The 15,634-nt window shown below is 52.4% G+C and carries 11 protein-coding genes; all 11 read left to right on the top strand.

Annotation, left to right across the window (positions count from 1 at the left end):
- A partial coding sequence (locus OXG87_01850; protein MCY3868268.1) for a hypothetical protein occupies window positions 1-1,322 on the top strand: 1,322 nt, incomplete at its 5' end.
- Between the two features lie 8 nt (window positions 1,323-1,330).
- Window positions 1,331-2,209, top strand: a complete 879-nt coding sequence (locus OXG87_01845; GenBank protein ID MCY3868267.1) for an ATP-binding protein — start codon at window positions 1,331-1,333, stop codon at window positions 2,207-2,209.
- 34 nt (window positions 2,210-2,243) lie between these two features.
- Window positions 2,244-3,182: a cyclase family protein gene (locus OXG87_01840; protein MCY3868266.1), complete on the top strand. Its 939-nt coding sequence runs from the start codon at window positions 2,244-2,246 to the stop codon at window positions 3,180-3,182.
- Window positions 3,183-3,243: 61 nt separating this feature from the next.
- Window positions 3,244-4,707: an Nramp family divalent metal transporter gene (locus OXG87_01835; GenBank protein ID MCY3868265.1), complete on the top strand. Its 1,464-nt coding sequence runs from the start codon at window positions 3,244-3,246 to the stop codon at window positions 4,705-4,707.
- Window positions 4,708-4,717: 10 nt separating this feature from the next.
- Complete coding sequence (locus tag OXG87_01830) at window positions 4,718-5,536, top strand: phytanoyl-CoA dioxygenase family protein (protein ID MCY3868264.1); 819 nt, start codon at window positions 4,718-4,720, stop codon at window positions 5,534-5,536.
- Entirely contained in the window at window positions 5,529-6,377 is an 849-nt protein-coding gene (locus OXG87_01825) for a phytanoyl-CoA dioxygenase family protein (GenBank protein MCY3868263.1), read from the top strand. Before OXG87_01830 ends, OXG87_01825 begins: the two co-directional genes overlap by 8 nt.
- Window positions 6,378-6,422: 45 nt before the next feature.
- Window positions 6,423-7,622 (top strand): Gfo/Idh/MocA family oxidoreductase, encoded by a 1,200-nt coding sequence (locus OXG87_01820; GenBank protein MCY3868262.1) that lies wholly within the window; start codon window positions 6,423-6,425, stop codon window positions 7,620-7,622.
- Window positions 7,623-7,640: 18 nt separating this feature from the next.
- The gene (locus tag OXG87_01815; protein ID MCY3868261.1) at window positions 7,641-8,702 is read left to right on the top strand and encodes an oligogalacturonate lyase family protein; all 1,062 of its coding nucleotides are present in this window, start codon (window positions 7,641-7,643) and stop codon (window positions 8,700-8,702) included.
- 111 nt (window positions 8,703-8,813) lie between these two features.
- Window positions 8,814-10,556, top strand: coding sequence for a phytanoyl-CoA dioxygenase family protein (locus OXG87_01810; protein MCY3868260.1), 1,743 nt, complete (start codon window positions 8,814-8,816; stop codon window positions 10,554-10,556).
- Window positions 10,557-10,574: 18 nt separating this feature from the next.
- Window positions 10,575-12,995, top strand: coding sequence for a tetratricopeptide repeat protein (locus OXG87_01805; protein ID MCY3868259.1), 2,421 nt, complete (start codon window positions 10,575-10,577; stop codon window positions 12,993-12,995).
- Between the two features lie 7 nt (window positions 12,996-13,002).
- The gene (locus OXG87_01800; protein MCY3868258.1) at window positions 13,003-15,618 is read left to right on the top strand and encodes a GWxTD domain-containing protein; all 2,616 of its coding nucleotides are present in this window, start codon (window positions 13,003-13,005) and stop codon (window positions 15,616-15,618) included.
- The last annotated feature ends 16 nt before the right edge of the window (window positions 15,619-15,634 follow it).

Below are 15,634 nucleotides of genomic sequence, written 5' to 3'. Positions count from 1 at the left end.
GTGTAAATGGCGTTGACGGTTGGGGGTTTGCAGGCGAAGTGGGACCGAGCAGCACGGTAGATGTCATAGGCGGGGACCCCAACGCACTGAGAACGCGCAATGTGGATGCAACACAGGTAGATCGAACGCTCTTCAGAAAATCTACTAACCCGCAATGGGCGAGTGACAAAATGCGCGAAGAGTATTTTGAAATACAAAATCGCGCGGCATTTAAGAAAAAAGAAGCGCGCTTTGTCGATCCATTCCGAAACAGAAAATACTCCATGCCACACCAGATCACAGCCTTCCGCTCAGGCAAAAATATGCGCGTGGAAATCGCCTATGCCATTCCCACGGGCAAATTAAAAGCAAACGACGACCGGATGATCGTCATGGATGAGGGTTTATTTATGTTCGATTACCGATGGCAAGACATCTACCGCAATATCCGACCAATTGCGCAAGAAAAACCCAAAGGGGGCAATGCCCCGCAGTATTTGTTGAGCCAACGCCCCCTGGAACTTCCCCAGGGCACGTATAATATCGTGGTCGAAGTGGGCGACAGGAACAGCGGATCCATCGGCACATTCCGCACGGAACGCCTTTTTTCTGTATCCGAATCGCGCCTGGATATGAGCGATCTGTTGCTCGCCAAGAAAATTGAACTGGTCAAACCCTTTCCCGAAACGCGCATGGATCTACGCATTGCACCCAATCCTCTCCGCGCGTATCGCACTGGGGAATCGGCATCTGTATATCTGGAAATTTACAACCTGAAAAAAGACGAATTCGGACGCACCCAATATGAAATCACCTACACCATCAGCGTCCCCGATCAGCGGGAAGTCAATCCCGCGATGTTTGGCGCCGTAGCTCTCAAAAAAGTGGGCGGATTGCTAATTGTGCCAACCGCCGAAGAATTGGCGCAAGCAGGAGCAGATGATCGCTCCAGCAGTGACATACTCACCGAAGGTAGCGCCCTCGACGGTACAGATACCGAAACTGAGGAAGGTGAAATGCAAGATCAGGAAGACCTGGTGGGCGATGCCATGACCGGCGGTGAAGAAAATATCAGAGCCCAAACCGTGGATTTTGAAGTGCAATACATGCCGGCCGAACGCAACCTGATGGCCGAATCAGTCGAAGAACTGCGCCGAGCCGGCCAACAAAGCCGCACATCGATCAGTTCGGTATATGCTGGCGACAAACCCGACGACTTCACCTTCCTGGAAATCGACCTGTCCAAAATGCCGCGCGGCGTCTATAAACTCGAAGTCGCGGTAACGGACTTACACGAAAAGAAAAATGTCAAACGCAGAACCATATTCCGCGTACGCAACTAAACGATCACATGAATAACAACACGCTGGCAATAGCGGAACAGAATTTGTCTGCTGTCTCATGTGACAATGTACTGCACAATCTCAAAGCATTCTGGGCGCAACGAGATGAAGACAATATCGTTCTGGACCTATCGCAATTGGGATTTGTCGATCCCTATGGCATGGGGATGTTGTGTTTAATTGGCCGGCATTTGAGCACCAGATACTGGGATATTACATGCCATCTGCCCGAAAATTCAGATGTCGAGCGTTATTTGACGCGAATGAAAGTATTTGACGCGCTCAAGTCTTATGTAACAGTGGCGCGATTACCGCAAACGGGACAGTCGCGGCGCAACGAAAGCCTGCTGGAAATCACCACCATTGAGCAGAGAAGCGATATCGAGCAAGTCCTGAGCGTAATTGAATCGCGGGTCGGTGCCATCTTGAGTGAAGAACTCCACTATACCGTACGGGAAATTACGGGATTTAAAAATGTCGTAGCCGAATTGTGTCACAATATCCTGGACCACAGCGGGGATAAAGGGTTTGTAGTCGCACAGCGCTATACCAATCACAGACTAAACAGAAAATTTGCAATCATCGGCGTATGCGACCTGGGCATTGGCATTCGCGAGAGCCTGTCAGCAGGACACGATACAGCGCACTGGTCGCACGGACAGGCAATAAAAATGGCGATACAAAAAACCGTATCGCGGGGCAATACGCGGGGGCTGGGTCTATACATCGTCAAACAAATTTGCCAGGAAAACAACGGGCGTTTACACATTCGCTCGGGAGATGAACGAGTGTACATTCGGGAAGACGAAATGTGGGTATATCCATCCACACTATTCCCCGGCACACAGGTAAGCATCGCGCTATATGAGAAGCAGGCTGATCGCTGACCGCTACATACCATCTTTTCAAAGGAGGGAAATCGTGAAACGCATACTATTTATAACACTACTGGTCAATCTGATGATGGTGCCAGTATATGCCCAGCAATCGTCATCGGAGTGGGGTCCCGAAGATGAACGAGGTGCCGCGAACCGGTTGACACCTGCCAAAGTCCTGGAAGCGACAAAATTGATCAAAACCGGCAAAATCTATCAATTGGGAAAAGTATATGAACACGGAATACCGCTATTTGGTTCCCGGCATTACAGTTTGACAATCGTGGGCAACCCAAGTGGTGGACCGCTCGGAGAAAACAAACTCGTATGGTACGATGAAATGTTCAGTGGCGAAATCGGTCAAATCGGTACACAATTCGATGGATTGGGGCATATTGGCACACGGGTAGGAAACGAGGATGTGTATTACAATGGCTTCAAAAGCTCGAATTTTAGCAAACCTTATGGCCTGGAAAAATTGGGTGTAGAAAAGGCGGGGTCATTTTTCACGCGCGGCGTACTGATAGACGTCGCGGGATACAAAGGGGTCGAGCGATTAGAAGTCGGATACGTAATCACAGTAGCCGATACCGAGGGCGCGCTCAAAAAACAAAATGTATCCGTGGGAGAAGGCGATGTAGTGATCTTCCGCACGGGACACGGCACCCTGTGGATGAAAGACAATGAAACATTCAATAAAGGCCAGCCGGGTATTGGAATGGCCGTGGGCCAGTGGCTCGTAAATAAAAAAATTGTAATGGTCGCAGGCGATACATGGGGCCTGGAAGTCGTACCCGGCGAGGATGCCACACAGGCTTTTCCCGTACATCAGTTGCTCATCGCCCAGAATGGAATTTACATATTAGAAAACCTGGACCTGGAAGAACTGGCAAAAGATCAGGTATATGAATTTGCATTTGTATTTTCGCCATTGCGCCTGAAAGGCGGAACGGGTTCTCCGGGAAATCCCATCGCCGTAAAATAGCACTCCAATCCCCAGTCCTCCGTAAGATCGGTTGGACTGGGGATTTTCAATAGGAGAAATCATGGCAGAAGCAAAAAAATTAGAATTTCCGGAACTGGCGGCAGCATTGCGCTCGCGGAAAATCGGCGACTTCTTAAAATTCTTTGGACCAGGCGCGATCATCGCATCGGTAACCATCGGCAGTGGAGAAACCGTGTGGGCATCGCGCAGCGGAGCGATCTTTGGCTACGCCATGTTCTGGGCATTCAGCCTGTTTTGCATCACAAAAGTCGTTCAAGTGTATTCCGCAGCGCGATATATGACACTAACCGGCGAGCACCCCATGGAGCGCTGGGCGCAACTCCCCGGACCGAGGGGATTATTCCCGGCAGTTGTAGGCGTGGTAATGGTCGTGAGCTTCCCATTTTATTTATCCAGCCTGCCCATCATGCTCGGCACGATCTCGTCGTGGATATTATTTGACGACCCGGCGCGGTATCCGCATTTGATCGCCCTCATATTTATCGCATTTTTGATAGCATTAACTCTGAAACAGAGCTATGGCCTGTTGGAAAAAGCGCAAACCTCACTCGTGGGATTGATGTTGCTGGTCATGTTAATCGCGACAGTAGCGGCAAACCCCGATTGGGTCGCCGCGCTAATGGGCGCAGTAGTACCCACATTCCCGGTATATCCAGAATGGGTATCGCGCAATCCGCTATTTGCAGACCGAACATTGATCGTCGAAATGGTCGCGTACATGGGCGTAATCGGCGGTGGAGTACAGGACTATGTGGGATATGTGGGCATGCTGCGCGAAAAGGTGTGGGGAATGATCGGTCGTCGCAGCAATGGAGAGGAAACAATCTCAGAATCCCCAGAAAACCTCGAATTGGGAAAAGCGTGGTTAAAAGCACCGCTGGTCGATACACTCGTATCATTTGCCAGTGTATTATTATTCACAGCGGCCTTTTTAATTTTAGGTGCTGCCCTGTTGCATCCGCGAGAAATCGTACCGTCCGGCATGGACCTCTACAATCACCAGGTCGTATTTTTAACCGCATTGCACGAAAGCGCAGGCGTCAAGACATTTCTCTCGGGATTGTACAAGCTCGGCGTATTCTTCGCAATTTTTGGCACCGTGTACGGCGCATATGAATTATACGTCCGCACCGCGCATGAAAGCATACGCGCAATAACCCCCAAATGGCACAATCTGGCATTGAACGACGTGCGAAAATGGACACTGGGATACACCGCTATTGCGGGTGGCGCACTGGTACTATACGCCTGGTGGACAGCCACGCAAGACCCGAATGGCATAGGCTGGAACCCAATTTCGATTATGACAATCCCCCTGCACATCACCGGGGTACTTCTCGCTGGACCCTGGTGCTTTGCGATGATCTATATCGACCGCAAATTCGTTCCACCCCCATTGCAAATGGGCTGGTTCCTCGTCGCGCTCAATATAATCTCTGGCCTCGCCTTCACCTATTTTGGTGGCCTTGCCGTATATGAAGATATATTGGGCTTAATGAAATAGTGAGATAACGATGTACACCACAAACAGCGTAATCGACAAAAACGCCAAACCTTATGGCGCGGACAAAATCCAGGACTTGGTCGCGCAATTTCAGCGGGATGGATATTTGTTCTTAAAAGACGTACTAACCGAAAAAGAAGTACTGACACTTCGGGAAACAATGGAGCGAAAATATCAGGACCCCAAAATGCACGAACCCGAAGGAGACCATATTCGGGGCATCAGTATGATGCGGATGTTTGAATATGACATCAACTTCCGGGACCTGATCGCGCGGGAGCCATTTGTGAGCCTGGCAGAGGCAATCCTGGGTGATGATTGCCACATGATGTCGCAAAATGCCCTGCGATATGAACCCGGTCAGGGCGGAGGATGGCATCTGGACGACCGCATAATTTTCCCATTGCCCGATGATATATCCAAGCACAATAAAAAAATCCCGTTACCGTGCTTTGTATTGAACGTCTTATTCCCCCTGAGCCGGGCCGACGCCATCGAATACGGCGTCACAGAAGTGGTCCCCGGCAGCCATTACGCGGGCAGGAGACCGGACAAAACGGAAGCCCCCGAGTTCGATGGACAGGGACCCGTATCCATGATTGCCGACCCGGGAGATCTGTGCATGTTCCACAATCAAGTGTGGCATCGGGGATCGCAAAACAAATCCGACCAGGTCCGCTATGTAGGCTCAGTCGTGTACAGCCAGCGCATCATCGCACAGCGATTATACCCATTTATCGACTATCGAATGCCAGAATACGTCTGGGCAGGAGCCGACGCGCGAATGCAGCGGTTATTGGGCCGGCATGAGAAAGGTGCTTATGGATAATTCGGACCAGCATTTACAGGATTATTTATTCGACTTGCACGGCTATCTGCATCTAAAAAGCGCGGTGTCGAAAAAGGACGTACAGGAGATGAACCAATGGGTAGATGACCATTGGGAATACGTACATGGCAAAAAGCGTCGGGGTACGAGTGATGATTCGGGTGCGTGGATCGGCCATGTGGAAACGCATACCTACCGCGAAAAAGACGGATTGAACTTTCAGAACATCATCGAAGCTGGACCGGTATTCGAGCGATTAATTGATCATCCATCCTGGATTGACCTGGCCAAACGCTACATCAACGACGAAGTAAACGGCATCTCGATCCACGAAAATTTTTTAACCGTACGCGGACCCGGCGGATTTATCTATATCCACAGTGGCGGTCACGCGCCCCGGTGCTATTTCACCTTTCGGCAACACAACACAGGCGCGTGGATGGTGGGCCAGATCAACGTACTGGTCGCATTGACGGATATAGAACCGGGAGATGGACCAACAGTCCTCGTACCCGGCAGCCATAAAAGCACAGAAATACATCCCAAATTGCTTGTAGATGACAAGGGCGTGGTGAGTTCTGGCACAGAACCCGCTGGAACTGCTGTAGGTATGAAAGAAATGTACATGAAAGCGGGCGACGCGTTATTTTTCACAGATTCGGTCGCACATGGATCAGCCGAACGCACGAACAAAGGGTATCGCCGCACCGTAGTCTATCGGTATTCCCCGCGATTCATCCGCACGCGGTTTCACTACGTCCCATCGGACGGATTACTGGCGCGATTGACCTCCGAACAGAGAAAAATTATCCAACCAATACCACCGCGACTACCGCCGTAGGTCCATTTACACACAAACCCTTCAATCCGATGAGAAAGGACCGCCATGGCCGCAAAAGAAAAATTGGGAATCGCCCTCGTGGGCTGCGGTGGCCGTGGGCTGGGGGTGCGACTCCCCGCAATCTTGTTGATGTCGGATGTATTCGAACTCGTCGCAGTATGCGATGTAGATGGGGAAAAAGCGCGAAAAATAGGCGCCGAATACGGTGTACCCGCATATTCTCGGATACAGGACCTGGTCGCACATGAAAAACTGGACATTGCGGCAATAAGCACACCGGCCGACTCACACCACGCCATCGGTGCATATCTGGCTGAACACGGCGTAAACCTGATCGTAGAAACCCCCATTTCACCCACCCTGCAAACCGCAGATGTATTGATCAACGCGGTAGCACGCAACGGCGTAAAACTCGAAATAGCAGAGCAATATTGCCGAGACCCCCTTCACCAGATCAAACGACAGGCCATCGACGCCGGAGCCATTGGAGACGTACTGCGGGTCTTTGCCCTATTTCAAACCGGCGGCTATCACATCGTCAGCAGTGTGCGGATGATGGTAGGCGATGCGGCGCCCATTCGAGTAACGGGATTGGTGATGGATTCGCCAATCCCACGCGTGAATGTGAGTGAAATTCGGCAATTCACCACCGAACACTGGACAATGGACCTCGTCGAGTTTGAAAACGGCGCACTGGCGATAATGTCCTACTCCTCGATGTATCACGGTCGGGCGCTCGGGCGAAAAAGCCAGACATTATTCCAGGTGGATGGCACAACCGGAACAATTGTAGAAAATGAAATACATATCACCACACAAGCACAGCGATTGAGCGGAGGACGAGCCACCGCCTATCCCATCCACACGGAAACCCGAGAAAAAGACGGGGTACAGATACTGGAACGAATGGTAATCGAAACCGATCCCCCGCTGATATGGGAAAATCCCTGGCCCCAATACAAAACATCGCCGGGAAGACTGGCGATTGTAGAAGAAATGGACAGCATTGCCCGAGCGGTTCGGGAAGGCCTGCCCACGCGCTATGACGCGCAAAGAGCGCGACGGGATATCGAAGTCCAGGTCGCAGTAGAAGAATCCGGACGCATAGGGCGAAAACCGGTCGATCTGCCATTGAAAGAACCGACAATACACGAAATAGAACACCTCGAAAAATTTAAACGGAATTATGGATGTGACCCATTTGATGTGGAAGCGTGTGTGGATGTATTCTTCCCAAAGCGATGACCAATGGAGGCATCAGACATGGCAAAAGGACAGACGTATTCTTCGGAAGTAAAAGCATTAAAAGACAAAAAAACGGGCGCGCCGATCCGACAAATGACGGACCACCCCGCAATCAGCCACAACCTGTACTTTTCAAATCCATCCTGGATGCCGGATGGAAAAACCATTGTATTCACCTCATATCGCTCTGGACACCCCAACCTCTTCAAAATGGATGAGAACAGCGGGGAAATGACGCAATTAACCGACGTGGAGGGATTCGGTGGATTTGCCGCCTGTCCTGCCAAAGACGGACACCGGGTATTTTACAACACAGGCGGACAGGTTCGAGCCGTGAATATCGAGACACTGGAAGAATCCATCCTGGCCGATTTTGGCGAAAGCCGCGTGGGTGGATGCAGCCTCTCGGCAGACGGAGAACGGCTGGTAACCCCCTTGCAACACAACGGGCATTCGGCGGTAGTCTCGGTGAACACAGACGGATCGGGACACCGGATCGTCCGCGAACCCCCTCGCGCTGTGGGCCATGTGCAGGTTTGCCCGACTGATCCGGACCTCATCCTGTATTCCAGCGATATCAATCAGCGAATGTGGGAAGTGCGAATCGATGGGAGCAACGAACGCCCCCTATTCAAACACGACAAGACCGTGTGGATTACCCACGAAACATTCCTGGGGCACACCGACGAAGTCATCTTCGTACACTGGCCCTATGCGTTGCGGGGCATTCGGGTGGGTGAAGACAAAGATCGAAAAATCGCCGAATTCAACACCTGGCATCCATCGCCCAGCCCAGATGGATCGCGCATTGTATGCGACACCACATGTCCAGACATCGGGCTACAATTGATCAATCCAGAAACAGGTGAACACAAAACCCTGTGTTACCCCCGCAGTTCCAATGGAGGAACGCAGTGGGCCGAAACAGTGCCCGCGGACGACGACAAAGTCCAGGCCGATACCTATGGACCCCAGTGGTCTCACCCGCACCCATCGTTCAGACCCGATGGAAAACGGGTCATCTACACATCGGATCAAACCGGTAGCAGCCAGATTTACGTCGTCGAAGTGCCAGATTAGACTGTATTTCTCTTGTTTTTTAATATAATTTAACACATGTTTTAGATTAATTAATGATTGGCTTCTCAGCCTTGTCAATAATCCTTATTTCCAACCTGGGGGAGGTTTGAAATGGATCAAGAACTCATGAGCAACGAAGAGAATTACTGTTTTGATATAGCTGGCTACCTTCATGTACCGGGCGTATTGAACCGCGGCGAAGTCGCGCAACTGAACCAGACCATCGACAAAGCCGGTCAACTATCGGGCATGCTGGGATGGGAAGGCGAATTGAAAGAACCATTCCGGGAACTGCTCGTCCATCCGCACCTGGTGTGGTATCTCAATCAAATTGTAGGAATAGGCTTCCGCCTGGACCGGGAACCCGAAATCTTGTGCGATGAGACCTGCGATACCACAGCACCACTAACAGGCGGCAACGAACCGAGAATGCCGGGCATTGCGTATTACCACCAGAACGACCGGCGTTATTGCGAAGGCGTGCGCGTAATCTGGGCACTGGAAGACGTGAACGAGGAGGATGGCGGTTTCGTACTCCTGCCCTGCTCGCACAAAAGTAATGTGGCATCGCCAGAAGACATAACCACGGGCGAAGACGACATGGGCCTGACATACCAGCCCGTTCTGAAGTCGGGTGATCTCCTGATAGTAGCACTATCCTCATTACAGGGAATGCGCCCGTGGCAGGGAGATGGACAGCAGCGACTGCTATCTTATGAATACGTGGGCAGGGGCGTGATCCGATCTGCAGGAACAGGCCCACAGACAGAGGAAGAACCGCACCCGGAATGGCACGACGCTTTAAGTGAAGAACAGCGTGCATCGCTTTACAAGCCCGGTTACAAATCCACGACACCTCCCCCGACCATTGTCACGGATGGAAAGACGGTAAAGATGGACGAATCGCGCGAGGTATTTCATCCATCGATCTACAAACTGGACCCGGACTCGGGGATTGATTACAAAGAATTCTATTTCTGGGACTTGAACGGATATCTGGTACTCCGCGGCGTAATGGACGAAGAATGGCTGGCAGCGGCCAACGAAACCATCGATAAATTTGAAGATCGCATCGTAGTAGGCGAAGAACTCGCGCGAGGATCGAAAAGCCTGGCTGGCACAGGGCGACCTCTCCTCTCTGGATTGCTCGAATTGCCAGAACCGTATAGCGACCCATTCCGGCAAATGATTGCACACCCAGTGGTCGAGCATCGCTTGAACTGGATGGGCGCCAGCGGGGGGCGGTGCGGAGGCGCCACGGCATTCTGCTCGGTCCTGGGCGGCAGCGGACACTCGCTACACAGCAACAACGAACCCCTCTATCCACCGATGGGCTATGTGTTTCAAAACGGGCGCAGTTACGATCAAGCAGTAACCGTGGCCTGGCAGCTGCGAGACGTGGAACCCGGTCTGGGCGGATTCGCCTGCGTACCGGGCAGCCACAAAGCGTTTTATCCCATGCCGCCGGGCATCCGCACCTGCGACGACGATATGGGGCTTGTGGTGCAGCCAGTGATGAAGGCGGGCGACGTGCTCTTTTTTGGGGATGGGGCGACGACCCACGGTGCTCTCGCCTGGAAGAACCCGGTCTCGAGACGGGGCATCCTGATCAAATACACATCCCGGAACTTCCACCGCAGCGGAGGCGACATGGTGCATCCAGAAAGCCGATGGGGCGACCTGATAGCGGGCATGACCGATGCACAAATCGCCGTAATGAGAGGACCGGACCGGGATGTGGGCACAAATAATGTACCCCGTTTACAGGTAGAAAATGGACAGGTAGCGGTATCCTACGAGCGGGGAAGCGCGCTCTACAGCAAAGAAGCGCCCACGGGACCGTTGGCAAAGTAGATACACAGGCGATTGAGCATGTCGAAAATAGGCTGGCATATCGGGTGCATTGCACTCGTCCTGAGTTTTGGAATATTCTGGACTGTTGCACCAATTTGGGCTGATCCTAATGCCGCGGATTCCCTCTATCTCCTGGGTAATCAGGCACTCAAAGCAGGAGAAATAGACCGCGCAAAAACTTTGTTTGAGCAATCTCTACAAGCAAACAAAAAACACGCCCCAACCCACTGTGGATTGGGGCATGTGTATCTGACCCAGGATCAGATTGGCAAAGCCAGAAAAGCCTTTCGAAATGCGGAAAAATACCAGCGAAAAATGCCCGAAGCCTACTTTGGCATGGGCCTCGTCTATGCCCGTGAGAAAGGCCAGTGGGTGCGTGCCATTGATTATTTTTGCCGCGCCCTGGCCGAAAAGCCCGACTATGTAGAAGCCCAGTACCACATTGGCCTGACGCATCTGAATCTCATGAATCGCGACGCCATCAGAGCTTTCGAACAGGTGGTCGAGATGGACCCGGACCATCCAGATGCGTATTATCGCCTGGGCTTTATGTATGAATACGATCTACTAAAAAAAGACGGCGCCATTGAATTTTACGAAAAACAACTGGCGGTCAATCCCGCACACAAAGACGCCATGTGGCGACTGGGACAACTCTACCGCGTCCTATCTCGCACAGACCAGGCCGCGCGCACCCTGTCGCGGCTCATGCAAACTCAGGGCACAAACCAGCGGCAATATATGCTGGAACTCGCCGAAGTTTATCTGGAACGAAAAAATTACGAAAAAACCGAGACCCTTTTCGAAACCTATATAGCTGGCCTGAGCACCAGAGAGCGGACGCCTTATGAAGATATTTCTCTGTTTGCCTCAGAAAAGGAAACAGAGGCACTTCAGCAGGCAAAGGACAGACAAGTACTACTGCAACAATTCTGGAAACGCCGAGACCCCACACCCATTACAGACGTCAACGAGCGGAGAGTCGAACACTTCCGCCGGGTAGCTTATGCGCGGGAGCATTTCGGAGCGGCGGTTTTTCCGTGGGATCGACGGGGCGAAGTCTATGTGCGCTACGGCACGCCATCCCACAAAAGTGCTTCCGCGAATCGGCAACGCGAATCCCATCCCGAAGACTGGGATGTCAAACAGCGGCTATTAGACCGCGTAGATTGGGCAGCCGAAATACTGCTATCGGATTACGCCGCTGATAGCGACAGTGCCAATGTGACCCACCGCGGAGCTGGCGCAGAACAGGCACAACGCCAACTGGAAAGACAGTTCCAAAGACTGTACAGCCGATCATCCGAGCGCAATGAAAAAAGCGAACAGATCCGAAAGCGAGCCGAATCAGCGATGGCCGTGGGGGGACTGGGTGCATTTCTGGGACGCCCCATCTTCCCGATCCAGGATCGCCGGGCGTGGGAATACTGGATCTATCCCGGATTGGGAGAAGGCGTGGAAATCGCGTTTCGCCAGATGCCCGGCGCGCCCGATGGCGTTTTTGACTACGCCGTATTGCCCGCGGAAATGGCGACCAAAATGCGCCACTTGTGGGGACCTCTCGTTCCCGAACAAATTATAAGCCAGGCTCCCAGGGAAATTTACGTACCGGTATTTCTCGCCGAACCACTGCATTACGCGGCCTATCCCGCCACATTTCGAGGACTGGGCGACAGCACACGCGTGGAAATCTACTACGGATTTCCCGCCTCCGCATTGACGCGAGATGGCGGGGATGTTCGGATAAACCGGGGAGCTGTTCTCTACAATGCAAAAGGCGATCCGGTATTCAAAGCAGCAAAACGAGTAGTACTGCGGGTAGATGGAAAAACCGGGATCATTCCCGATGTAATCGCACTGGATGTAAAACCTGGATCGTACTACCTCGCCGTGCAGGCCATCGAAGAGCGGTCTGGACGCACGCAGGTCTATGGCATGCCCTTGCGGGTTCCGTCTTATCGCCACGGCAAACTCTGGCTGAGCGATATCGAAATGGCGGCTTCAATTGAACAGACCACCGGAAAAGGACATTTTGTCAAACAAAATTTGGAAATCATTCCACTGGCCACGCGGCATTATACACAGCGGCATCTGGTCTATCTTTACTACGAAATTTACGGACTGAGCCAGGATGCATTCGGACAGACGGACTACCGGATCTCCTACCGCTTAAAACCGCGTTCCGGTCAGTCGTTTGGCGCAAAAGTACTCGGTGGCCTGGGAAAACTGGTGGGCATAGACCAGAACGAAGAACAAATTGCGATTTCTTATGACCAGACGGGCGATGCCGACAACGTGGTCAACTATCTGGCACTTGACCTGTCCGGTTCCGAGCCGGGAGAATACGTCATTGAGGTCGCTGCAATGGACCGCATAGACGGGCAAAAAGTGACCAAAGCAGCGACCTTTAAATTGGAAACACCCGACGAGATCGAGTGAGGACACCATGAAAAAACGCGTTCGGTTTTTTGCAATTCGATTGATTCCCATATACATCTTTCTGATTGCATGCGGAGCAAAGGCAGAACAGCCCTTCATAACCCTGATGACCCGGTCGGATTCTCTGATGCTGGCTGCCGATGTGCGGATCGAGATGGACAGTGCGCGACACGCAATAGATCTGTTGCAAGAAGCTGTACACCTGGATCCGGAATTGGCCGAAGGCTACGCCCGCCTGGGCACGGCATATCTGGAATCTCGCGAGCGGAAAAAACAATGGAAAAAAGCCAGACAGGCATTTGAAAAGGCACTGAGCTTAAATCCAGATCTCGCAGAAGCACACGACGGACTGGGGCAGATCGCGCTCTACCAGAAGGAAGATATCCGCGGAGCACGGACACATTTTGAAAAAGCAATCGCTCTTGCGCCCCAATCGCAGAAAATACGCTATCACCTCGACCTCGTGCGACTCCTGCAAGAGGATCGGTCTTTGAAACGGGCATCCGAACGGGCACTTGAGCGCGACTCGACGGATGTCGCAGCCTGCAAAATCATGGCGGAACACCACAAAAAAAAGGACGAGTGGGACCGGGTAATCAACCTGTACGAGCGCTGTGTGCAGCAGACCCCCGAAGACCTGGATGTCGCCTATAAATTGGGGATAATTTACGCCATGAACGAGCGCTTCGCCGAATTGAGAGACCTGCTGGTTCATTTGGGCAATGCAGCCGAAACGCGCCATTTTCTGCCTCTAATAGCCCAGGTCTTTCTCTATGAAGGCGATGGCGAACGAGCTGTACGCATCTTTCGCAATTACATCAGGCTTCTCGATGCCGCAGAGGCGGCACTCTACCGGGATATTTCTTTATTAGCCTCCATACCCGAACTGGAATCCCTCTCCAGAGTCACATCGGCTATAGAGCGCGAAGCATTTCTGCGCCGCTTCTGGATTCGGCACGACCTATCGCGCGTATCCGGCGGATTTTTGCGCCAGGCAGAACACTACCGCCGGGTCTGGCACGCGCGCACGCACTTTTCCAAAGCCATATACCCCTGGGATCGACGGGGCGAAGTGTACATCCGTTACGGTGAACCCGATTATCGATCAACATCCGACCGCCTGAATGCCGACATGCCAGCCAAGGCACAGCGCATCAAAGAGCGAATGGCCGTAGATCTCTACGGACCGGACGCAGTGGGCGAATTTTTCACGGGACCGGTATATCCCGTTCGCAGCAACCGGGCTTTCAGCCCTAAAGCGCCCAATCCCCAGGACCTGGGGTTGACCTCGGATGAGATCCAACTCATATTTTTGCTGGAAGACGCTCAGGATGCTGAACGCACCGAATTGTCGGAACGAGTGGAAGCTGCCGACGCGGGCGAAGGCGACCAGGTGACCCGAATAGAGGATCAAGAGCAAACCCTCGCCGCACTGGGCGATGTGAACACGGGCGATCTGAGTTTCTCCCCGTCGCGGGTGCGCCAGGAGCGGTTTGTCGATCAGGCGATGGGCCTATTCATGCCTGTAACCAACCGCGAAGACGCCAGCATAGTACCCTGGGAATCATGGGTATATACCATGGTCGCGGAGGGCCTGGAGGTCACATTTACCGACGAATACTTTCAGAGCAATTTTGAGTTTGCCCCCGTACCCACGCATGTCCCCAACGAATTAAAAGAGCGCTATGTCGCCGTGCGAGACCTCACGGATTTTCTGTACCATTCACCAGAACTGGTACTAAACAAAATGGCCGGACGCATTCCCGACTTTCACGACTTTGCCCGGGATGCCCAACCCCTGGATTTCTGGTATCGCACCGCCAGCTTTAAGGGAAAAGACGGTCGCACACGCCTGGAAATCTACAGCGGCATCCCGCCGGATTCGCTGCTCAAAAAACAGGAGGGCACCTGGGTCATACGCAGCGCGGCACTAACAGATCCCGAAGTGGATCAAACGTACCGGGACGAGCGAAAATTTTTCCTCGATGAAACCTTTTTACAAACCTCTGTCGATACATCCAGCGGATGGCAAAACCTGGTACTGGACATGGCCGCCATAGAAGCACCGCCGGGAACCTATGAACTCGGCCTGCGGGTTCGGGAGGCGGAAACGCGGCGGTTTCAGATCTACCAACAACAGGTGGTATTGGAAGACTATTCCAGAGCCGACTTGAATTTGAGCGACATCGAGTTGGCCTGGTCAATCTCAGATGAGACACCATCAGAAGGTGTTTTTGTCAAACAGGGATTGAACATAATGCCCATGTCGGTATGGGCATTCCCGGAAAAACATCCGGCCTTTCTCTATTTTGAAATCTATCACCTGAGTAAAAATGAATTTGGACAAACGCATTACCGCGTGACCTATGACATCCGATCTAAAGACCAAATGGGCCAGGGTGCCCGCGTACTCGCTGGACTGGGTCGTCTGCTGGGAAAAGCGGAAGGGGAACAGGGCGTGAGCGTAACCTACGACCAGATCGGAAATACCACAGATGGTCTCTCTTATGTGGAACTAAATCTCGACGGGGCTGGAAAAGGCGACCATGAGGTACAGATAACCGTAGAAGATCTGGTAAGCGGCGTACAGGTGAGGAAAAAAACGACCTTTGGGATTCGATAAGAGGGAGATGTTTTAC

Source organism: Gemmatimonadota bacterium, assembly GCA_026706845.1.
Lineage (GTDB): Bacteria > Latescibacterota > UBA2968 > UBA2968 > UBA2968 > VXRD01.
Note: the sequence above shows the minus strand (reverse complement) of the source record. Positions and strands in the feature narration are given on the sequence as shown.